Origin of the sequence: uncultured Deefgea sp. (assembly GCF_947072475.1) — a bacterium.
Classification (GTDB): Bacteria; Pseudomonadota; Gammaproteobacteria; order Burkholderiales; family Chitinibacteraceae; genus Deefgea.
Map to the genome: position 1 here is coordinate 1 of NZ_CAMTIA010000021.1, position 21647 is coordinate 21647.

General features: G+C 50.5%; 19 protein-coding genes. 5 read left to right on the forward strand and 14 right to left on the reverse strand.

What is annotated here, in order from left to right:
- A partial coding sequence (locus tag Q0V82_RS08735; protein ID WP_297574777.1) for a hypothetical protein occupies window positions 1–594 on the forward strand: 594 nt, incomplete at its 5' end.
- A 592-nt stretch (window positions 595–1186) separates the two neighbouring features.
- Here Q0V82_RS08735 and Q0V82_RS08740 read toward each other — a convergent pair.
- The 5 genes from Q0V82_RS08740 to Q0V82_RS08760 all read right to left on the reverse strand — a co-directional run bounded on the left by Q0V82_RS08740 (window position 1187) and on the right by Q0V82_RS08760 (window position 5423).
- Window positions 1187–1537: a DUF1428 domain-containing protein gene (locus Q0V82_RS08740; protein WP_182075968.1), complete on the reverse strand. Its 351-nt coding sequence runs from the start codon at window positions 1535–1537 to the stop codon at window positions 1187–1189.
- Window positions 1538–2187: 650 nt separating this feature from the next.
- Window positions 2188–2403, reverse strand: coding sequence for a hypothetical protein (locus tag Q0V82_RS08745; RefSeq protein WP_297574779.1), 216 nt, complete (start codon window positions 2401–2403; stop codon window positions 2188–2190).
- A gap of 10 nt (window positions 2404–2413) precedes the next feature.
- Window positions 2414–3181, reverse strand: a complete 768-nt coding sequence (locus Q0V82_RS08750) for a sporulation protein (RefSeq protein ID WP_297574781.1) — start codon at window positions 3179–3181, stop codon at window positions 2414–2416.
- Window positions 3182–3327: 146 nt separating this feature from the next.
- On the reverse strand, window positions 3328–3759 hold the full coding sequence (locus Q0V82_RS08755; protein WP_182075966.1) for a cupin domain-containing protein: 432 nt from the start codon (window positions 3757–3759) through the stop codon (window positions 3328–3330).
- A 773-nt stretch (window positions 3760–4532) separates the two neighbouring features.
- A complete protein-coding gene (locus Q0V82_RS08760; RefSeq protein ID WP_297574783.1) occupies window positions 4533–5423 on the reverse strand; it encodes a cation diffusion facilitator family transporter in 891 nt (296 codons plus the stop codon).
- A 189-nt stretch (window positions 5424–5612) separates the two neighbouring features.
- Here Q0V82_RS08760 and Q0V82_RS08765 point away from each other — a divergent pair, with 189 nt between their 5' ends.
- The gene (locus Q0V82_RS08765) at window positions 5613–5957 is read left to right on the forward strand and encodes a hypothetical protein (protein WP_297574785.1); all 345 of its coding nucleotides are present in this window, start codon (window positions 5613–5615) and stop codon (window positions 5955–5957) included.
- Between the two features lie 50 nt (window positions 5958–6007).
- Here Q0V82_RS08765 and Q0V82_RS08770 read toward each other — a convergent pair whose 3' ends face one another.
- Window positions 6008–7288 carry a ferric reductase-like transmembrane domain-containing protein gene (locus tag Q0V82_RS08770; protein ID WP_297574787.1) on the reverse strand — a complete coding sequence of 427 codons (1281 nt, stop codon included), beginning with the start codon at window positions 7286–7288 and terminating at the stop codon, window positions 6008–6010.
- Between the two features lie 601 nt (window positions 7289–7889).
- Between Q0V82_RS08770 and corA the strand changes: the two genes are divergently transcribed.
- The gene (gene corA / locus Q0V82_RS08775) at window positions 7890–8852 is read left to right on the forward strand and encodes a magnesium/cobalt transporter CorA (protein ID WP_297574788.1); all 963 of its coding nucleotides are present in this window, start codon (window positions 7890–7892) and stop codon (window positions 8850–8852) included.
- A gap of 480 nt (window positions 8853–9332) precedes the next feature.
- On the opposite strand, the gene Q0V82_RS08780 is transcribed toward corA, so the two are convergent.
- The 5 genes from Q0V82_RS08780 to Q0V82_RS08800 form a co-directional block, all read right to left on the reverse strand.
- Entirely contained in the window at window positions 9333–10361 is a 1029-nt protein-coding gene (locus tag Q0V82_RS08780) for a class I SAM-dependent rRNA methyltransferase (protein ID WP_297574789.1), read from the reverse strand.
- An 88-nt stretch (window positions 10362–10449) separates the two neighbouring features.
- Window positions 10450–12171 carry a TIGR03862 family flavoprotein gene (locus Q0V82_RS08785; protein WP_297574790.1) on the reverse strand — a complete coding sequence of 574 codons (1722 nt, stop codon included), beginning with the start codon at window positions 12169–12171 and terminating at the stop codon, window positions 10450–10452.
- 147 nt (window positions 12172–12318) lie between these two features.
- The gene (locus tag Q0V82_RS08790) at window positions 12319–14274 is read right to left on the reverse strand and encodes a bifunctional diguanylate cyclase/phosphodiesterase (RefSeq protein ID WP_297574791.1); all 1956 of its coding nucleotides are present in this window, start codon (window positions 14272–14274) and stop codon (window positions 12319–12321) included.
- Between the two features lie 88 nt (window positions 14275–14362).
- On the reverse strand, window positions 14363–16372 hold the full coding sequence (locus Q0V82_RS08795) for a BCCT family transporter (RefSeq protein ID WP_297574793.1): 2010 nt from the start codon (window positions 16370–16372) through the stop codon (window positions 14363–14365).
- Between the two features lie 293 nt (window positions 16373–16665).
- Window positions 16666–16863, reverse strand: a complete 198-nt coding sequence (locus Q0V82_RS08800; RefSeq protein WP_297574795.1) for a SlyX family protein — start codon at window positions 16861–16863, stop codon at window positions 16666–16668.
- A gap of 146 nt (window positions 16864–17009) precedes the next feature.
- On the opposite strand from Q0V82_RS08800, the gene Q0V82_RS08805 reads away from it, so the two are divergent.
- Window positions 17010–17273, forward strand: coding sequence for a hypothetical protein (locus Q0V82_RS08805; RefSeq protein WP_297574797.1), 264 nt, complete (start codon window positions 17010–17012; stop codon window positions 17271–17273).
- A 56-nt stretch (window positions 17274–17329) separates the two neighbouring features.
- Here Q0V82_RS08805 and Q0V82_RS08810 read toward each other — a convergent pair whose 3' ends face one another.
- A complete protein-coding gene (locus Q0V82_RS08810) occupies window positions 17330–19612 on the reverse strand; it encodes a YgiQ family radical SAM protein (RefSeq protein ID WP_297574799.1) in 2283 nt (760 codons plus the stop codon).
- A 357-nt stretch (window positions 19613–19969) separates the two neighbouring features.
- Between Q0V82_RS08810 and Q0V82_RS08815 the strand changes: the two genes are divergently transcribed.
- Window positions 19970–20701, forward strand: coding sequence for a carbonic anhydrase family protein (locus Q0V82_RS08815; RefSeq protein ID WP_297574801.1), 732 nt, complete (start codon window positions 19970–19972; stop codon window positions 20699–20701).
- A gap of 68 nt (window positions 20702–20769) precedes the next feature.
- On the opposite strand, the gene Q0V82_RS08820 is transcribed toward Q0V82_RS08815, so the two are convergent.
- Together Q0V82_RS08820 and Q0V82_RS08825 are read right to left on the reverse strand one after the other, a co-directional pair.
- Window positions 20770–21444, reverse strand: coding sequence for a class I SAM-dependent methyltransferase (locus Q0V82_RS08820; RefSeq protein WP_297574803.1), 675 nt, complete (start codon window positions 21442–21444; stop codon window positions 20770–20772).
- Between the two features lie 21 nt (window positions 21445–21465).
- A complete protein-coding gene (locus Q0V82_RS08825) occupies window positions 21466–21633 on the reverse strand; it encodes a hypothetical protein (protein WP_297574805.1) in 168 nt (55 codons plus the stop codon).
- Between the last annotated feature and the right edge of the window lie 14 nt (window positions 21634–21647).

The window sequence follows — 21647 nt, forward strand, 5'->3', positions numbered from 1 at the left end:
GGAAAAACTGATCGAGCTAAAGACAGGGTTTTCAATCAAATTTTCCGCATACCCTTTTTTAATAATTCAAGCTCCATCTTGATGGTTGAAGGAAAGTTAGATAGACTTTATTTTGAAGCTTTAAGAGCTCCAGAGCATGGGAAAAATAAATTGGATTTTGAAGGTGAAATTTTCGACTATGATGGGTGGACAACTTTAAAAAATCCAACACTGTTGAGGTTTTTAAGAAGTAGATGTAAACAGTTTTTTATAACTTATGATTTAGATATTGAGAAAGATTTGGAAAGTATTCTTAAGCAGAATAGCTTCAAACGTTCTGTCGATTATATTTCAATTGGTCAAGATAAAGCTGGATTTAGAAATATAGAAGGTCTTGTCCCAAGAAAATATATTGATGCAATTAACTTAGAGAATAGTGAATTAACTTCAGCGGCAATGCATGGTTCAAAAGTAGAGCAAGAATCAGCAAAGGCAAATCTGAAAAAATTATATACCGATAAATTTATCAAAGAAGCAAAAATTTCTGATGGTGATTATGATGAATTTTACAAGCTGGTGAAAATTATTAATAAATCATTTTCTAGGGCTAAGTAACTCGTAAGCCGCAATCGTAGGGTGCTGATGAGCGAAGCGAATCGCACCGTTGCGATGCTTATTTACGGCGCATTCGGCGCAATTCGCTGTGCTCATTGACGCCCTACGTAATATGTATTTGCTTGTAGTCTCTGATTCTCAAAGCTTTGCTGGCAATACATGGATGTTTTTTCTTGATCGTTGGTCTGGGGCTTGAGATCCCGTGTAAGCGCACCGAGTGCGGAGTGAGACGAACGGTTTTATCGTTTGGCTCGCGACAATCGAGGGGACAGCGGAGCTGGGCGCGCTCGGGTCGCCTTTCTTTGGCCTACTTTTCTTTGGCGAAGCAAAGAAAAGTAGGTGCCGCGCGGCATGAGCGCCATGCTGGAAACCGCGATGCCGCTCAACATTGGCCCCGCGCTTGTTGGGCTGCGCAGGCTTAGCCCAACTTACCAAAGCGTTTTATGGCGGGTTACGCCTGCGGCTAACCCGCCCTACGGTGTGATGTATTTGCATGTAGGCTTTGATGAATGCTGCTTCGCTGGCGATACATCAAAACAATTGATTAAAGCTTATACCGCGTGGCGGCTGAGTGATCCAATCGCCTGCGGCCTCACAGCACCAGCAATGATTCAAATCCGCCAAAAATCATCCGTTTGCCGTCGCAAGGCATGGGGTTGGTTTTGATGTCGAATAGCGGTTCTTGCATTAGCTTTTCCCATGCGGCATCGCGCGCGGCTTTGGATGGCCATGTGATCCACGAAAAAACGACGGTTTCGTCGGCTTGTAATTGCACGGCGAGTGGGAATGAGGTGAGTTTGCCTTCGGGCACGTCCACGCCCCAGCTTTCTACGACGCTAAGCGCGCCGTGGGCTTTAAAGAGTGGCGCGGCGGCGAGGGCGTATTCTTGGTAGGCGGTGCGGTTGGCAGTGGGAACGGCGAGTACAAATCCATCGATATACATATTGGGCTCCTAGACGTAAATGGTCGCTTTCAGGTTGAGTCCATGCTGCTTTGCGCGCGGCACGGACTGCTAGTGGTATAGCTGAAATTGTCGATTTACATCGGCCTTGCCCGCGATTGCGGGGCTGCGCAGGCTTAGCCCAACTTACCCAAGTTACTCATTAGCTGCTGCGATAAGGTGCAATGCGCTAACGCTTATTGGCACCCTACAACTCGTAAGCCGCAATCGTAGGGTGCTGATGAGCGAAGCGAATCGCGCCGTTGCGATGTTTATTTGCGGCGCATTCGGCGCAATTCGCTGCGCTCATTGACGCCCTACGGTGTTGATGTATTTGCTTGTAGCCATTGATTATCAATGCTTTTCTGGCAATACCTCGATGTTATTTCTTGATCGTTGGTCTGGGGCTTGAGCGAGTAGGGCGTAATCGCCGAAGGCATTACGCCACTTGCGGAGCACGTCATTTGGCGTATTGCCGCTTCGCGTCGAATACGCCCTACCTTATAACTCGTAAGCCGCAATCGTAACTCGTAAGCTGCAATCGTAGGGTGCTGAGAGCACCGCGAATCGCGCCGTTGCGATGCTTATTTACGGCGCATTCGGCGCAATTCGCGGTGCTCATTGACGCCCTACGGTGTCGTGATATTGGCACCTTATGGCGGGTTACGCCTGCGGCTAAGCCGCCCTACGGTACTCACTATCCCCATCCAATTTGTTGCGTGAGCCGGTTTAATCAAACCAGCGCTTTTTTTGTAATACGGTTTTTTGCCGTAGGGCGAATGGCTTTGGTGGCTGCCACCTTTTTTCTTCATCACCCATTTGAGCAACAGGCTCAGTGCGCCGTAGAACAGCTTTTGCTTCATGCTCATGTGTGGCCCCTTAGCTCAACATCATCCGTAAACGACCTTCCCAATCGACGTTTGGCCATTGCGGGTCCATATGCATGCTCGAATAACTGTCGCGGCTAAAGCGGCGGTCGGCTTCGATCAACACATACACGCCATCGGCGCGGCTAATGCAGGTGATTTCGACTTCTTGAATTCGCGAAAATCCGTGCTGCTTGGGGCGGAACTCAAATTCTTGGTAGCAACCGATTGAGCTGGCCACTTGGCCGATGCGCGCAGTGCCGATTTCAACATCGCTGCTGACGTGGGCAAAGCCCAGATTGCCCATGGCGGCAATCAGGCGCTGCATTTGCGCTAGCGGCTGCACATCGAGAAAATCGCGATCTTTGGCGTCAATGGCCGAGGCAATGGCTAAGTCGGTATGAATCCACACCGCCGCTTTGACATTGGGCGCATAGCCGTAGCCCGGTGTGGCTAAGGCATAGGCGTTATTGACTGGCGTTTCGAGCGGTAAGGTCAAAGAAAAAGGCAGTCGACGCTCGACACCTGCAGTGGCGACAAAGCCGTTGGCGACGCGAAATTTGGCGATGGTTTGCGCCACGCGCACTTCGCTATCGCCGACTTTTTGTTCGGCTTCGGTCATCAGCACGAGGTCGACGTATTCAATCGCCTGATCGACGCTGCCGCCACGAATCAACACATAACCATTGAGCGTACTGCCGGGATAAACACTGGCGTTGTCGAGTACGGTATCCACCGTCGCGCCGCCCACACCTACGGCGGCAAACAATTTCTTGAACATCTGTCGCATCTCTATAAAAGCAGCCCGAATGGCCGCGCCAATAAGAGTAAGGCAGCGATGAAAGGTTCAACGGTTTTGGTGGTTTAACGGGAAATATTTATTGTGCCTGCGGCGCAGCGAGCGCACCGCAGGTATGGCAAGGCCGATTACTCTTTGATGGTGAAGGGTTGAGATTTGGTACCGGTGAAAACAACGACTAATTTCACCGGCTCGGTGCCGAGGTTTTTGCCATTGTGCGCGGTGCTAATTACTTCGGCAAAGCCTTGGCCGGGGCCAAAGGTGCTGCTGCTACCGTCTTTGAGTTGCACGGTGAGCTGGCCAGATAAAATATACGCGTAGCCAGAAACAGGGTGTTGATGCCAGCCGGTTTCTTTGCCGGCGGGGATTTCAACCTGCAGCATGGTCGCTTCGGGATCATCGGTGTGGTTGTAATGAATCGGCTGGCCGTTGGCGGTGGTGCTGGTTTTAAATACGACATTGGCGGCCACGTCTTTTTTGTAAACGCTGCTATGGTCATCGGCAGCCAATGCCGTGAACGCGGTGAAAACCCCGACCAGACCCAGTAAGGCAATACGCATATTATTACTCCGTGCATGTAAATATAGTAAGTATATCGTAAATATTTGAGCGAGTAGATGGGGGAGCGCAGCGATACCCATCAATCAGGGCGATAGGCATCGCCGCGCAGCCATCTTAGCGACACACCGCGCGATTTTTGGGCTGCGCAGCCTTAGCCCAACTTACCCAATAACTCATTAGCTGCTGCGATATGGTGCGCTAACGCTTATTGGCACCCTACAGCGGTCGTGATGTTGGCGTCTTGTGGCGCCTGCAGTGAGTAGGGCGTAATCGCCGAAGGCATTACGCCGCTTGCGGAGCACTTCATTCGGCGTATTGCCGCTGCGCGTCGAATACGCCCTACCTTATAGGTATTTACTTGTGGCTTTTGACTATCAATGCTTTGCTGGCAATACATCGATGATATTTCTTGATCGTTGGTTTGGGGCTTGAGATCCCGTGTAAGCGCACCGAGTGCGAAGTGAGACAAACAGTTTTATCGTTTGGCTCGCGACAATCGAGGGAACAGCGGAGCTGGGCGCGTTCGGGTCGCCTTTCTTTGGCCTACTTTTCTTTGGCGAAGCAAAGAAAAGTAGGTGCCGCGCGGCATGAGCGCAATGCTGGAAACCGCGCTGCCGCTCAACATTTACCGCGCGATTGTTGGGCTGCGCAGGCTTAGCCCAACTTACCCAATAACTCATTAGCTGCTGCAATATGGTGCAATGCGCTAACGCTTATTGGCACCCTACAGCGGTCGTGATGTTGGCGTCTTGTGGCGGCTTACGCCTGCAGCTTATTTTTTGTCGGCAGGGTCAACGTGGGTCATGACGTTGAGCACGTCGCTGTGTTGGTTGAGGACGCGCTGGCGGGCGAGGACGGCGATGTTGTGGCCTTGCTCGACGCTCATCGTGCGATCGACTTCAACATGCACGTCGACCAAAATCAAATCGCCCATTTTGCGGGTTTTGAGCGCATGAATGCCCAGTACGTCGGGCGTTTCGCTCAGGGTTTGCTCGATGCCGCTGATGGTGGCTTCATCGACGGCGCGATCCATTAAATCGTTCATCGCATTCCATGCAAAGCGCCAGCCCATTTTGCCGACCATTAGGCCCACAATCATCGCGGCGATGGGGTCAAGAAAGTGATAACCGAGCAAATTACCGCCAATGCCTAGCGCAACGACTAAAGACGATGCGGCATCCGAGCGGGCATGCCAAGCGTTGGCGACCAACATGCTAGAGCGCACGCGCTCAGCGACGGCGAGCATATAGCGAAACAGCAATTCTTTACTCACTAGCGCGCCCAGCGCCACCCATAGCGCAATGCTTTTGACTGGGGCGATGGATTCGGGATGCTGGATTTTGCCCAGCGCCGACCACAACATGCCAATGCCCACCACCAACAGCAAGGTGCCCAGCACCAGCGAGGCGGCGTTTTCATAGCGTTGATGGCCGTAATGATGGTCGGCGTCGGCGTCTTTTTGGCTGTGATGATTGGCAAATAGCACCACAAAATCGGCGATTAAGTCCGATAGCGAATGAATCGCATCGGCGATCAAGGCTTGCGAGTGCGCGAAAACACCGGCAACCAGCTGGATGGCGGTGAGCACGACATTGACGACCACGCTAATCCAAGTGCTGCGTTTGGCGGCGGCTTGTTTATCAATGGAAGTGGGATTTGGCATAGAGTCGTCCGGTCGGGCGGGCAGAAAGAAGCTTGATTATACGGCGTGGCGATTTTTTTGACCTGAGGGTGGTCAAGCTCAGGCGATTGGCAGGGCTGACATACGGGCGCTATGTATCTTTCGGTTGTTTTTCATTTTGCTGGCGGTCTATCCTAGGTATTAATGGGTTTGCTGGGTAAGGAGAGACGGATGTTGGATGTCCAGTTAGAAAGTAATCGTTATATGGCGCAGTTTTTTCGCCAATTTAAATCGTATGCGAGGGCGGTGAAGCTCAATATTGCCAATGAATTACCCGAAATCATTCGGCATCGACCCCATAAAATTAAAGCGGCGTATCACTTAAAACGGGCAGAGCGGGTGATTTATGAATATAAAATCGTTTTGTCACCGGAGATGAATTTTCGCGCAGCGTATATTCAAGATAAGCATCACATTACGGTGTTTTTTATTTCGGATACTTTGATTAAGCATGAGTTTGTTAAACAGCTGGCGGCGACTGATTTGGTGGATGCCGCGAATGGATTGGCGGGCTAAAAAAAGCCCGCCAAATACGGCGGGCCAAAGCAGTTGATCATTATGGGGGCTTAGCGCATGGCAAAAGCTTCATGGTGAAAGCGTGGTGCGCTGGCGTGCTGGCTTAAATAATCTTGAATCATTTGCCCTAAGCCAGCTGGGCCGCAGTACCAAATATCACTCAGTTGCTCGATAGGGATTTGGCGAATATCCAGTCTTTGCCCTAAATCGCTTTCGATTAAATGCAGGCGAATTTGTTTTTTGGCGCAAGCGGCTTGGATTTCAGCCAGTCGTGCCGCATGCTCGGCTTGGGTGACACAGTAATAAAAATCAATCGGCTGCTGCTGAAACTGAGCGCTTTCTAGCCAAGCTAAAAAAGGCGTTACGCCAATGCCACCGGCAATCCAAGCTTGCCCTTGTGCGCCGCTGGCCTTGCCATCAAAGCGGCCATACGGGCCTTCGATTTGCACTGGGCCACCCACCTGCAGCTGCTGCGCGAGTGTACGGGTATAGTCGCCCAAGCCTTTGATGATAAAGCGTAGCTGGCCATTACCCCGATCGGCCGAGGCAATAGTATACGGATGAGCACCCTCGGCTGGATCAAAACTCACCAGTGCAAATTGCCCAGCGGTATGCCCTGGCCACGTATTGAGCTGGCAAGTTACTTCTAATTGATTGGCCGCCAATTGTTCAATATGTTGGATCTGGCCTTGGTGTTGTTGGCGTTTGCCAATTTGCCCAAATAGCGAATACAGCGCACACAGCGAGCCAACGAACAAAGCGATGGCCATTAAAGCGCCCACTGGCGTCAGCCAAAATTCGCTCGGCATTAAAATCAGGCCATGAAATGCGCCCATTAAAAATAGCGGGGCAAACAGCTGGTGTACTTTGCGCCAATAGCGATAAGGCACCGCGCGCAGTAGCGCTAAAATCACCATCGCCAAAATCGCCCATGCCGCCCATTCACCGACGTCTTTCGCCAAAGAAACTAGCGGTTCTTTGATTTTGGCACCGCTACGAATGCGTGGCGCGGCCCATTTCATCGCCAGCAACAGTTTGGGCGATAACTTAATCAACCAATGCGCGGCGAGCAAAATCCCGGCGGTAATCCCGAGCTGCTTGTGCAGCGCATACATTTTATCCAGGCCACTAAGGGTGTTTTCTAGCCATGCTGGGCGCACTGCCAAGAGCATGGCGGCGGACATCACCGTCATCAGCTGCACACCGGTGAGCAGCACCAGCTCGTGCCGCCATTGCCAATAGCTAATAGGCATGCCGTTTTGTAAGTAACTGGCTGCGCAATACAGCAGCGTGCTGATGAGTAAAATCAGCGGCAGTGGCTTGGTATACATCGGTATTTCCTTAAAATAAGGTGGCAGCCATCTTGGCGGCGTTCTGCTTGCGGCTTGAACCACAACGCCGTGACCCAAAGCCGCGCAAACGCGGCTGGTAAACCAAGCGCCGCCTAGTGGCGTGAACTCGAGCCCTCATTAAGCGCCGTGAAGATGAAGTGAAACTTAAGCGACGGTGCTTTCCTGAATACGCCCTGTCTTTGACTTACAAATAGGCGCTAGCTGACGACGGTGTTTGTCGAGCTTTTGTCGAAAAAGCCTGCGCTAATTCGCTAATGCCGTTCACTTAAGCCAAGTGAGCGGCATTTTTTTCTCGATTTCATTGCTGGTGTCGCTTTTGACGCCAAGGTACCGAGAAAATCAATCGAAAAACTCTGAATTTCCTCCGCGCCTCCGCGCCTCTGCGTCAGGTTTTCAGGGTTTATCGTTAAGTGAACTGTATTTGCGCCAATTCGCGGTATTTGGATGACGAATTCCGTATTGCAGCGATGGTACGAATCGATGCAATTTGTCGTGTGCAGCAGGGCAAATTGCCTGTAGCGCAGCGGCTTGCGCGGCGTATAATCGGCGCGTTTGCCGCTTTAACCTTTCAAGGCTCATTATGCTCAATGCCTTTGTACTGTCTGCTGGTCGTTTAATTCAGGTGCCTGCCTTGGTACCCGAGGATTTATCGCGCCCCGAAGTGTTGTGGGTCGATATGGTCGATCCCACCGACGACGAGCGTGAATTAGTGCAAAAGGTGTTTAAGCTCGAACTGCCCGAGGACGAAGAAGTTAAAGACTTGGAAGAATCGGCGCGCTGTTATGTCGATGAAAACGGCGTGCATATCAGTTCGTTTTTTCTGTCGCATTCCGAAGACGAATACACCAACGTCACGGTGTCGTTTTTGCTCAATCAAGGGCGCTTACTGACCATTCGCCAAGACGAGCTGGCGGTGTTTCGTTTGTTTCGTTTACGCGCTCGCGTTCAGCCGGGCTTTGTTTCGACTGCACAAGAGATTTTGCTGGCGATTTACGATGCCGCTGTCGAGTACGACGCCGATGTACTCGAAGCAATCTATACCCAGCTCGATGGCGTGAGTCGCCGAGTGCTCGATCGCAGCGCCGAAATGACCGATGAAATCATGGGCCAAGCGCTGGCTGAGCTCGCTGGCCACGAAGACATTAACGGTAAAGTGCGCCTCGATTTAATGGATACACGCCGTGCGCTGTCGTTTTTGCTGCGTAGCCGCGTCTTGGCCACCGCGCAAGAGGGCGATTTGCGCGAAGTGCTGCGCGATTTAGAATCGCTCAATAACCACAGCGCGTTTTTGTTCGATAAGATTAACTTCTTGATGGATGCGGTGATGGGTTTGATTAATCTGGCGCAAAATAAAATCATCAAGATTTTCTCGATTGCCAGCGTGGTGTTTCTACCGCCCACCTTGGTCGCCTCCATCTACGGGATGAATTTCGCCCACATGCCCGAACTCGCCGAAAGCTGGGGCTACCCCGCCGCCTTGGTGCTGATGGTGATCTCGGGGATTTCACCGTATTGGTTCTTTAAGCGTAAGGGTTGGTTATAGGTATCTGGCTGTAGCCATTTTTGAATGTCGGTTACAAGCAAATACCCATAGATAAAGGGTAATGTTCAGATTACGTGTTGATCGTTTTTTAAGTGCCTGCGGCACGGGTGTTTTACAGTCGCAGTCCGCGACGGGGACCCTCTTTCTTTGACTCGCCAAAGAAAGAGGGGGAAAGAAAGGCGATTTTGATCTCGCCCAGCTCCGCTGTGCCCTCGATCGATCGTGAGCCAAACGATAATGCTGTTTGTCTCTCTCCTCACTCGGTGCGCTTGGACGGGTTTCTAAGCCCCAGCCCGACGAGCGCGGCACAGCATCAACACCAAATCTGAACATCGCTATGATTAAGGCGGTGTTCAGATTACGTTGCCGCATCTTGCTTGATCGCCGTGCTGCACATTGAATCTTGTCAACGCACTATATTCATCGGGATTGTCGGGATAAAAAAATGGCCTGCAAAGCAGGCCATTGTGATGCGAAGACTTAAACGCGCAATAGCGCGATTTTAAGCGGATGCTGACCATCCGATGTTGGGAAGTCGCTATCGGGCTTAATCCATTCCATGCTGCTGATTGGGCGGCCGGCTTTGGCTGCCGAGCGCTCGAGTTGATCTAGCCAAGCATCGCGTGACACTTGCGCGACGTTATTGCAACAAATCAGCGTACCGCCTTCGCTGGTCGACAATAGCGCCGGCTTAAACACTGAGGCGTAATCATTGACTAGGTCAACCACGCCAAATGGGCTTTTCGAGAAACGGGGTGGATCGAGCATCACCAAATCAAATTGTTGTTTTTCCAGTTTTGGGAACGTTGGCATGCGTTTACCGCGCACCATTGTCGCCTGGCCTTTACCCGACAATTGATTTAATGCAGCAAAAGCATCCGATTGCACAAAGCGCACGCGGATTGGCAAGTCGTTGAGTTTGGCATTGTCTTTACCCACCAATAAACTCGACTCAGCAAAATCAATATTCACCACATGGCGGGCACCGGCTTTGGCGGCCGCAATCCCCACGCCGCAGGTGTAGGCAAATAGATTGAGCACGGATTTGCCTGCGGCTTCTTGCATTACACGGCGGCGGCCGGCGCGTAAATCTAAAAACAACCATGGATCTTGACCGTTGTGACGACCTTGAATGCGGTAATTCACACCCAGCTCTTGAGCAATGCGTGGCTCGTAAGCGATGATTTCTTCGGCTTCAGTTAAGCGATTCATCACCCGCGAATGGCCGTGGCTGCGGTCGTTATACACGAGGGCGCAAGCTGGATAAGTGCGGGCATAAAACGCGGCGATTTCGGCGTATTGCTCAATCGACAAAGCGCGGTGGAAAGTTTGAATCAGGATCAAATCGTTATAACGATCAATCGTTAAACCCGGTACGCCTTCAATACTGCCGTGAAATAAACGGTAAGTATTGGTTTGCTCGGCGGCGAGTTGAGTAATTAAGTCCGCGCGGTTGGCTAGCGCGGTATCAAGTAAGGAAAACAATGGTTCTTGCATCATATCAGTCATGGTCTATCTCAATTAAATGGTAATCAGTCGATCAGTAAACCGCGCAAGCCGCATCAATGCCGGCCATCAACCGCAGCTTACTTATGGTTTATTCTTGGCTTGGTTTACGGGTGCGTTTGGCTTTGGCAGGCACCACTGCCACTGCCGCTTCATCGGCGACAGTTACTGCGGCGACTTTCGGGCTGCGCTTGGTTTTGGCTGGCACCACTTCCACTGCCACTGCCGCTTCATCGGCGACAGCGACTGCGGTGACTTTCGGGTTACGCTTGGCTTTGGCTGGCACTACTGCCACTGCCACTTCATCGGCGACAGCTACTTCGGCTACTTTCGAGCTACGTTTGGCTTTGACTGGGGCAACTTCAAGTTCGCTGCTCGCCGCAGGGATGGCTTTAGCGGCGCGTTTTTTGGGCGCTTCAGCGGCATCCACGATGGATGCTACTGCGTCAACCTTGGCTTTACTCGCCCGTTTGGCTTTCACTGGCAGCGCTTCATCGTCGATTGCGACCGCCACTTTAGGCTTGGCCACTTTATCTTCAGTGGGGCTAACGGCGGCTTTTTTAGCTTGAGTCGCTGGTGCTGTTTGCAAGTAATTGATGACGCCCAAGCCTGCTGCGCGGCCACTACTGAAACACGCCGTGAGTAAATAGCCACCGGTTGGCGCTTCCCAATCGAGCATTTCACCGGCGCAAAATACGCCGGGCGCTGGCTTGAGCATCAGATTGTCGTCTAAGCCAGCAAACATCACCCCGCCGGCGCTGCTAATGGCTTCATCAATCGGGCGCGGCGCCACAAGTGTAATGGGCAATGATTTAATCGCCGCTGCCAATTTTGCCGGCTGCATAAAGTCTGCTTTACTGACGAATTCACGCAATAAGCCGGCTTTAACGCCTTCAATTCCTAACTTGCGGCGTAAATGATTGGCCATCGAATCGGCGCCACGCGGCAAAGATAATTCTTCGGTAATGCGTGCTAACGATTTTTGCGGTACTAAATCCAGCCACAACGTCGCGCTACCGTGCTCGGCAATATCATCTCGCAATTGGCTAGACAGCGCATACACCAAGCTGCCCTCAACGCCGCCTGCGGTGAGCACAAATTCACCGATTTTTTTTGCGTCGTGCGGGCGAGTTGCTGCCGCGACGGTTTTGAGCGGGCTTCCGGCAAATTTTTCGCTTAAATGCGTGCTCCAAGCCACGTCAAAACCGCAGTTGGCCGGTTTTAATGGTGCAATGGCCACGCCTTGCTCGGCCAATAACGGCACCCAAGCGCCATCTGAACCGAGCTTAGCCCAGCTAGCACCACCTAAAGCCAACACCACGGCATCAAATGTGCGCTGAACTTCACCTTCTGGATTTGCAAAGCGCAATGCTTGGTTTTGATCCCAGCCTAACCAGCGATGGCGAACATGAAATTTAACGCCACTGGCTTTAAGCCGCGCTAACCACGCGCGCAATAGGGGCGCGGCTTTCATTTCTTTTGGAAAGACTCGCCCGGATGAGCCGATAAAAGTTTCAATGCCTAAATCATGCACCCAGCTAGTGAGTGCATTGGCACCAAACGGCGCAATCATTGGCGCTAGGTCTTGGCTGGCTGCGCCGTAACGGCCTAAAAACAGCGCCGAATCTTCAGCATGGGTAATATTCATTCCGCCGACACCGGCCAATAAAAATTTACGCCCAACTGATGGCATTGCATCAAATAGTTCAACTGAATATCCCGCCGCAGCAATCACTTCAGCAGCCATCAAGCCCGCAGGACCGCCACCAATAATGGCAATAGAAGGGGAGGCAGTCGATTTTTTCTTAGGCATAGGAAATCCAAACTCAATAGCAATAAAACGCGAAGGCTCTCTTATACCGAAATTCACCGGCTAAGACTGCACAATTTGCTGTTTTTACGCATTTTTTACCAGAAAAAAAGTCTGCTCAGATGGCGATTAACCGCGATAAGACATCGATCAAGCCATTGGCTGAGACAAAAACCGAGTTAGCTCAGCCAAAGGCAGGGGTCGAGAGAAGTAGTAACCCTGTATTTCATCGCAATGCAATTGCGCTAAAACCGCTAAATGCGCTTCGGTTTCAACGCCCTCAGCAATCACGGTTAAGCCCAGATTATGTCCGAGACGAATAATGGCATCGACAATGGCGGCGTCTTGATTCCCCGGTACCAGATTGCCAACAAAGCTTTGATCGATTTTTAATTTATTAATCGGAAATCGCCTTAAATAAGACAAGCTAGAATAACCGGTACCAAAATCATCAATCGACAGCATCACCCCTAAATCGCGTAATTGCTGCAATAGCTCTATCGTGTGATCGGCGTCTTGCATCACGACGCTTTCTGTAATTTCTAACTCTATCCACGCTGGATCAACTGCGGTGGTTTGCAGCACCTGCCTTACCAAAGACAAAAAATGCGGGTGCTGAAACTGCCGCACCGAGATATTAATTGCCACAATCAATGGCGTGCCGGCATCTTGCCAAGCTTTAGCTTGCTGGCAAGCAGTACGTAAAATCCATTCGCCCATTGGAATAATCAGTCCGGATTCTTCGGCCAAGGGAATAAATTCAATCGGTGAAACCAATTGCCCATGATGGTGCCAACGAATTAAGCACTCAACACCAACAATTTGTAATGCATCAATCTTTGCTTGGGGTTGAAAATACAGCTGCAATTGATTGCGCTCGATGGCATAGCGTAAATCGGCCTCAAGCGCCAAACGCTCTAAGGCACGTGCATTCATTTCTTGATCGTAATAGCGCAAGGCATTGCCGCCTTGCTGCTGCACTTGCTCCAGTGCGGCGTCCATATTTCGGATCAGAGTGACCGCATCGTTGCCATCTTGCGGATAAATCGCGCCGCCCATACTCAAGGTTAAAAATAACTCATGTCCGGCAATCAAAATGCCAGATTGCAAAGTGTCATGCAGCGCTTTAGCTAGCAACTCTGGCGGCCGATCTTCGCCGCGTAAATCCAATAAAGCGGCAAAATACGAGCTTTCAAATCGATATAATACGCCGCCAAATTGCTGAATAATCGGCTGCAATCGGGCGGTGACGGCGACCAATAATTCATCCCCCGCCTCATAACCCAAGCCGCCTTGGACCCGTTGAAAACGATCAATTGCAATCAAAATAACCGCATACGGCGGCGTATCACCCAGAGCGGCAATATCGGCTTCAAAAACCCGCCGATTGAGTAGGTCGGTTAAGCGATCATGGCGGGCGGCATGGGCTAATTTTTTTTCAGCGCGCTGGCGTGCATGAATGTAATACGCGACCAAAATCGCAATCACCACAATCGCCAAGCTATACGCCAGCACCAGCTTGATCATCACGCTCACATCACGCAAAGAATGACGACTCGCGGTTTCGATTTCTTGACTCACGTCGACAAAGGAATGATCTAATTCAGATAAAAATGCATTGGTATCGATCGCGCTTTCCACCAAGATCGCCCGCGCCTCATCGGTATCCACCGGCGTGGCTTGCATGGCTTGCTCTAAGCGAGTCGCTAATAATTTAGCATTGTCATCTAAAGCCATAATCGCCAGGTGTCGAGGATGTTGGTGGCGCTTAGGGTGAGATTGCTGCAATAGCTGAGTTAATGCCAACTGATTGTCAGCATATTTTTTTTTGAACTGTGCTTGATTGAGGCCATACGCAAAGTATTGATTCATGATGACTTGGCGCTCAGTCACCTTGGTTTTAAGCTCACTGATGGTGCGCAAAATAGGGACGGATTCATTGACTAGGGGCTGAATGACGGCATTCACTTGCTTGCCGCTATAAAACACCACAATGCTCAGCAATAAGCCAAGACCAATCACCAGCGCAAAAAAGAAATACACGCCAAATTGAGAAACCAGTGGTTTTAACCACTGGCAACAGCGTCGAGTCAACGAATGACGCATTTGACCTACTTATGAAGAAAGGATGTATGTTTTTTATAGCGTATAAGTTGAAACAGCGCAGCAATCTGCGCTGTTTCTTTACGTTAAATTAACGATGCGATGGCGCATGCTGTAATAAAGAGGCGTCAGCATTGAGCGAAAGACTCAAATGCCGCTCGTATTGCTTCAAAATATCCGCCAACACTTCCGGCTCAACCAACGATTGCACGTCATAACCCTTGCGCCCGTCGGTAAAATAAGTCGTCGGTTCAAACGTTTCGGCTTGCTCAGAGGTCGGTAAAGCGGTATTAGCTAGAGCAAAATCAGGCACCAATTTTTGCGTACATGCCACGCCATAAACAAAATCACGCAACTGATTTTGTATGACTTCCAATTGCACTTTATCTTCGCTAATGCGCTCAACCTTGGCCTCAACCCCGTTTTTAAGTAATTCTTCGGCGATTTTTTCCATCGCTGGCTGCACCGTATCACTTAAAAAAGCCCGAACATCTTGCTGCGTAGGCTGACGTAAAATCTGCACCAAGCGTGAACGCCAACGCTGGCCATTCCAAAAATTACTCGCATGCGATAATTTTTGTCGTGAGTGCAATTCATCGGCTCGCAAGCCCTTGAGCAAACTAAAGCACAATAACAACATCACAATGGCAAAAGGCAGCGCCGCCACAATGGTCATCGATTGCAAGGCTTTTAAGCCGCCAGCGGTCAATAAGCAACCGGCAACCAAGCCCAAAATCACCGCCCAAAACAAGCGTTGCCAAACGGGCGATTTCGTACTGCCACGGCTGGCGATATTGTCGATGACAAAAGCGCCTGAATCGGCGGAAGTCACAAAGAAAATCGCAATCAACACCAAGGCAACGACTGAGCTCAAGCTAGCTAGCGGTAAATAATCGAGGAAAGTAAACAACAGCGCATCGACATTACCGGCACTGGCACCCAGCGCGCCCATCGCGGTATGGGTATCAACCCAAATGGCGGCATTGCCAAACACCGTCATCCACAAGAAATTAAACGTTGCTGGAATCACCAAGACCCCAACGATGAATTCCCGTATGGTACGGCCTCGCGAAATCCGCGCGATAAACATGCCAACAAACGGCGCCCAAGAAATCCACCACGCCCAATACAAAATGGTCCAACCTTGGTACCAGTTTTCTGAATTGGCCGGCTCATAGGTAAAGTTGCGGAAAGTCAGCTGCACAATATTGGCTAAATAATTGCCAATATTTTCACTAAAACTGCCCAATAAATAGAGCGTCGGGCCAACCGCTAAGACAAACAGCATCAGGAAAATAGCCAGCGATAAATTAATCTCGCTTAAGATTCTCACCCCTTTGCCTAAACCGGATGCGGCTGACAATCCCGCCAAACCGACCACCGCAGCGATCAACCCCAATTGCATCGGCAGGCCAGAAAAGTCCCAGCCGGTGACGTGAGTTAAGCCCGCTGACAGTTGTAAAACCCCATAACCTAGCGTGGTTGCAATGCCGAAAATCGTGCCGCACAGCGCAAACACATCGACCGCATGACCCCAAGGGCCATTAATCCGATCTTTTAAAATGGGATAAAGCCCTGAGCGCACCGTTAGCGGCAGATTGTAGCGAAAGCCAAAATAAGCCAACACCAGCCCAACCACCCCATAAATCGCCCAAGCATGAATCCCCCAATGAAAGAAGGTCATCAGCATGGCTTCTCGCGCAGCAGAAGGCGTGCCAACGACGGCCGTCGGTGGTGCAATCAAATGCTGTATTGGCTCGCCCACCCCGAAATACATCAGCCCTACGCCCATACCTGCGGCAAAAAGCATGGCGATCCACGATGAAAAACGAAACTCGGGCTCGGCATCGTCCGGCCCTAAGCGAATATTGCCGTAGCGGCTAATTGCGATACCAATTAATAAAATAACGAAAGCGGCGACCGCCAGAGTGTAAAACCAAGAGAAATACGCGGTAATCCAGCTTTTACTAGAAGAAAAAATGTACTCAGCCTGACTAGGCGCCAGCATTGAAAATAGCAATAACACCACCACTAAAGCCAAACTAGGTAGCACTACCGGCCAGCAAAAGGTCGTTCGTGTTGATAAGGTAGACGTCTTCATCCACTACTCCTTTTCATTTTCAGAAAAAACACCATAACATGCTGAACTTGATCAACCCAGCCAAATATGTACATCTTTGTAAGGAAAAGCAGGGTGAAATTAAAAAATTACCGACCACATTCAGGATGAAAAATTCATGTTTTAAACACAAAAAAGCCGCACTAATGGCGGCCTTGGTAAGACGAAAACCCAATCATTGGATCAAGCGTGAATACGCCTAAATTTCGACGTTGCGTCAGATTGATCAAGCAACAATGCAGCTTAGGGTTGGGGAAGCTAAATATCAACAGACCCTAGTAATGCGGTGGGATTTCATCCAAAAGACTGCGTCCAGATTGCTCGGGGCCTACACTGCGTTCTTGTAAATAACGCATTTGTTGTTGCAAATGATCTATTTGCTGCTGTTGCCGCGCGATGATTTGATTTAAATCATCGAGTAATTCGTCTTGCAATACAAGGCGGATTTCTAATTCGGTGATGCGCGCTTCCATAATCACTCCAATAAACTTCAAGATCGTTTTGATGATACTCGCTTAGCCGCAGATTTCATTTTTAAAACACTGCGCATCGCTGTCTAGCCAAAATCAGCAGCCCAAGGCAAGATGATGCCGAGATCAACCACAGTGCTATATTTTCGATGACCATTCAATTTCAAGGTATCAATCTTTACACCCTGCCAGAAGCACGCGATCAGACGCCACAACTGCATGCCCGCATCGTTGAAGTGCATGGCGATTGGCTGATTTTATTTGGCAAAAAAATGGCCTTCACTGACGATGCCGATCTGGTCGCGATGCTACGTGAAGCCGATCAAACCGCACCGTCCATCTTTAGCAGCAAAACCGCTGCGGCGGATTTTCTCGATCTCCATGCCAGCGCCTTTGCCAGTATCTCGTGTTAAAACGCTGAGTTTGCACGCTCAGCCACCCATCACTGGTGGCTGAGCGCTTCCCGATGCTAACGAGCGCGTGGTTTTTTCACTAATGTGGCACTCGGTTTAGCCGATTGCGAGCGATTAGCCGTCGCCGCTGCTTTGGGTTTTCCTGCGGTAACGCCACGGGGTATTGCTCGCTGGCCGTTGTTTGCCGTGGTACGCGCGCCATTACTTCTATTGGGTATCTTGCCGACCGAACCCGGGCCACCACCGCCACGTGCGTTGCCGCGTGGGGCTTGCATGGCGCGCTCTTCCGCCGTTTCCATTGGGATTAGGTGTTTTGGGCTATTGCCAATCAAATCAGCACGGCCCATCTCACGTAGCGTTTCGCGCAATAGCGGCCAGTTTTTCGGATCGTGATAACGCAAGAACGCTTTATGCGCTTTACGGCGTTTTTCATCGCGAATCACATCAACTTTTTCCGAGCTGCGATGGATTTTTTTCAATGGATTGCGCTTGGTATGCCACATCGTCGTTGCCATCGCCATCGGCGTTGGCGTAAATGCTTGCACTTGGTCGGGGCGGAAATCGTTTTTCTTCAGCCACAGCGCCAAATTGAGCATGTCTTCATCCGACGTGCCCGGATGCGCGGCGATAAAGTAAGGAATTAAATACTGCCGCTTACCGGCTTCAGCACTAAATTTTTCAAACATCGCTTTGAATTTTTCAAAAGTACCGATGCCCGGTTTCATCATTTTGGACAACGGGCCTTCTTCGGTATGCTCCGGTGCGATTTTTAAGTAGCCGCTCACATGATGCGTGACCAATTCTTTGACGTATTCCGGTTGCGTCACCGCCAAGTCGTAACGCAAACCCGAGCCAATGGTGATTTTTTTCACCCCCGGAATCTTACGTGCTTTGCGATACAGCTGAATCAAGCTGCTGTGATCGGTGTTTAAATTCTCGCAAATGCCGGGATAAACACAGCTTAAGCGGCGACAGGATTTTTCGATTTTTGGGTCTTTACATGCCAAGCGATACATATTCGCCGTTGGTCCACCCAAATCGGAAATATGCCCAGTAAAGCCCGCGGTTTTATCGCGGATTTCTTCGATTTCGCGCAATACCGAGCCCTCGCTGCGGCTTTGAATAATCCGCCCCTCGTGCTCGGTAATGGAACAGAACGTACAGCCGCCAAAACAACCGCGCATAATATTGATCGAAAACCGGATCATATCCCACGCTGGAATCACTTGCTGGCCGTAGCTCGGATGCGGATTGCGCGCAAAGTATTGATCAAAAGCGTAATCCATCTCCGCCGTTTCTAGCGGAATCGGCGGCGGATTCATCCACACATCCCGTTCGCCATGCTGCTGCACCAAAGCGCGGGCATTGCCCGGATTGGATTCCAAATGCAAGGTGCGGCTGGCATGCGCATAGCTCACCGGGTCATAGGTCACCGTTTCAAACGATGGAATCCGAATCACCGTGCGACCCCGCACTTCGCGGCGCGCGGCAAGGCGTGCCTCGCGAGAAACAATTTGGATGGTTTTTACTGCGTCTTGTGCAGGGGTATCGGCAGCTGCACCTTGTTGTTTATCTTCTTCGGTCGCATACGGGTTGATATGTTGATCAACCTTACCCGGAATATCCACCACCGACGAATCCAGCTCAACCCAACCGGCAGGCAACCAGCCTTTTGGCGCTAAAAATGCCGTGCCGCGCACATCGCGGATTTCGCTCATTTTTTCGCCGGCGGCGACGCGCTGCGTGACTTCAACCAAGGCGCGTTCGGCATTGCCGAACAGTAAAAGATCGGCTTTAGAATAAATCAGCGCCGATTGGCGGATTTTATCGCTCCAATAATCGTATTGCGCGATGCGGCGCAAGCTGGCTTCGATGCCGCCCGCCATAATTTGCACGCCCGGATACGCTTCGCGGCAACGTTGGCAATACACATTCAGCGCACGATCAGGGCGACTGCCCGACAGACCGCCCGCCGTGTAGGCATCGTCCGAACGCGGTTTTTTATCCGCCGTGTAGCGGTTAATCATCGAATCCATATTGCCCGAGGTGACGCCGAAATACAGTCGCGGTTTACCCAGTTGTTTGAACGCTTCGGCGGAAGTCCAATCGGGCTGGCTGATAATGCCAACGCGAAAACCCTGCGCCTCAAGTAAACGCCCCAACAGCGCCATGCCAAAACTCGGATGGTCGATGTAGGCATCGCCGGTGACCAAAATAATGTCGCACTCATCCCACCCCAGCGCAGCCATTTCTTTGCGGCTCATCGGCAAAAAAGGCACGGGTTGACGCGGCGTTACGCCTGCGGGCAAATCATAAATCGGGGAATGAGAGATATTCATGCTGATCACAAACAAGGCTAATCGCGCATTGTCGCAGATTTTTGCTGGAATGCAGAGCTAAACCGCGAGTTTTTTCTCTCGCTACGAAACCAAAAACCTTAATGTTTTTAAGGATTTAAGTATTTTTAAACGCGATTTTCATTCTCCAGCCTCATTTCAAACGGTACGGTTTTTGCCAAACAGCGTAACACCACCCGTCGGACTTCAATTCAAAAATGAATTTTGTTATTACACAAGTTCCGTGTCAGCAAAAATAGTGACTATATTCAGAAACGAAGCATAATATAAATATATTTTCTGACATATGAATGCATCAATCGCTGAGTTTTTTACCACGTTTGATCTGGAGTCAACACCATGAAAACAAATCTCTTACTACTTCCCCTGGTTTTATCTTCTGTATTGGCCGTTTCGTCGGTCTGGGCGGCCGATGATCACGGCGGTGAAGTGAAACCAGAACCCTATACCGTTGGCAAAACCATGACTAAGGCGGTGCAAGCCGGCATTAGTCCAGAGCAAGCCATTACCATCCTGCAAAAAGGTAATACTCGCTTTAGTAGCGGCAAAGCCAATACCCCAAATTATAAAAAACAAATCACCCAGACCGCGCTGGGGCAATACCCATTTGCTAGCGTGGTGTCCTGTATTGATTCGCGCTCCGCACCTGAGCTGGTGTTTAATCAAGGGGTTGGTGATTTATTTACGGCGCGGGTTGCTGGCAATATCGTGAACGCCGATATCTTAGGTAGCCTTGAATACGCCGCCAAAGTGGCGGGTTCACGCGCGATTGTGGTGCTGGGCCATACGAGCTGCGGCGCAATCAAAGGCGCATGCGATAACGTGAAGATGGGCAATTTAACCGGTTTGCTTGAAAAGATCATGCCGGCAGTGAGCGCCACGAAGACCAGTGGCGAGCGCAACTCACACAATCATGAGTTCGTTCAAGATGTCGCCGAAATGAATGTGCAGCAAACGGTGAAAAAAATCCGCCAAATGAGCCCGATTCTGAAAGAAATGGAAGAACAAGGCAAAATTAAAATTGTCGGCGCAATGTACAACACCAGCAATGGCCAAGTCACTTGGTATTGAGCCGCAGCCTTTAACAAAAAAGCCCTAGCGGTATATACCCTAGGGCTTTTTTCTATTGAGCAGAAAGTTCAACGTTTAAATAGCAATGTCATCCCGTCACCTGCTGGCAACATGGCGTGCTCGACGCGTGGGTCATCTCGCAACTGTCGATTAAAATCATGCAAGATTTGCACGCTGGCTGGGTGATGCGGTTTGGGATTGGCAACACGACCACCCAAAAACATATTGTCCAAAATAATCAAGCCGCCCGGGCGCACCAATTCCAAAGCAAAATCATAATACGTGGGATAAAACGGCTTATCGGCGTCAATCAACATGCAGTCAAACGTGCCTGAATGGCCTTCGGCAACCAAAGTTTCTAAAGAAAATACCGCCGCTTGCAATTTAAGCGTGATTTGCTGCTCAACGCCGGCTTTTTTCCACCATTCTTGGGCAATTTTAGTAAACTCTTCGACCAAATCGCAGGCAATCACTCGTCCATCTGGCCCCATCGCCAACGCCGCAGCGATTGAGCTATAGCCAGTAAAAGTGCCCACTTCGAGGTATTTTTTAGCGCGAATTAGGCGCAATAAAAAAATCAGTAACGCGCCTTGTTCCGGCGCAAACTGCATTTTTGCCACCCGATGTTGGCCAGTGAAATCACGCAGTTCACCTAAAATAGCCGGTTCGCGCAAGGCGGTATCGAGGAAATAATTGCGCATTTCATCGTTTAAAGACAGCGTTTCGCGAGACATAATACTCATTCATTACAGCAAAGAAAGCCATTATACCGCGTGAACTCGGCGCTGTTGACCTTTGGTTTTTTTGCCGCTCGAGCTTGCTGCGACCCATTGATTCGCCGCGATGGCGATGGTTTGGCAAGCCATCGCGTAAGCCACGGCAGAAAACCAAACGTCAACAGCCACTAGGTATTCATCGCTCAGGCTTTGCATAGAACAACCCCAGG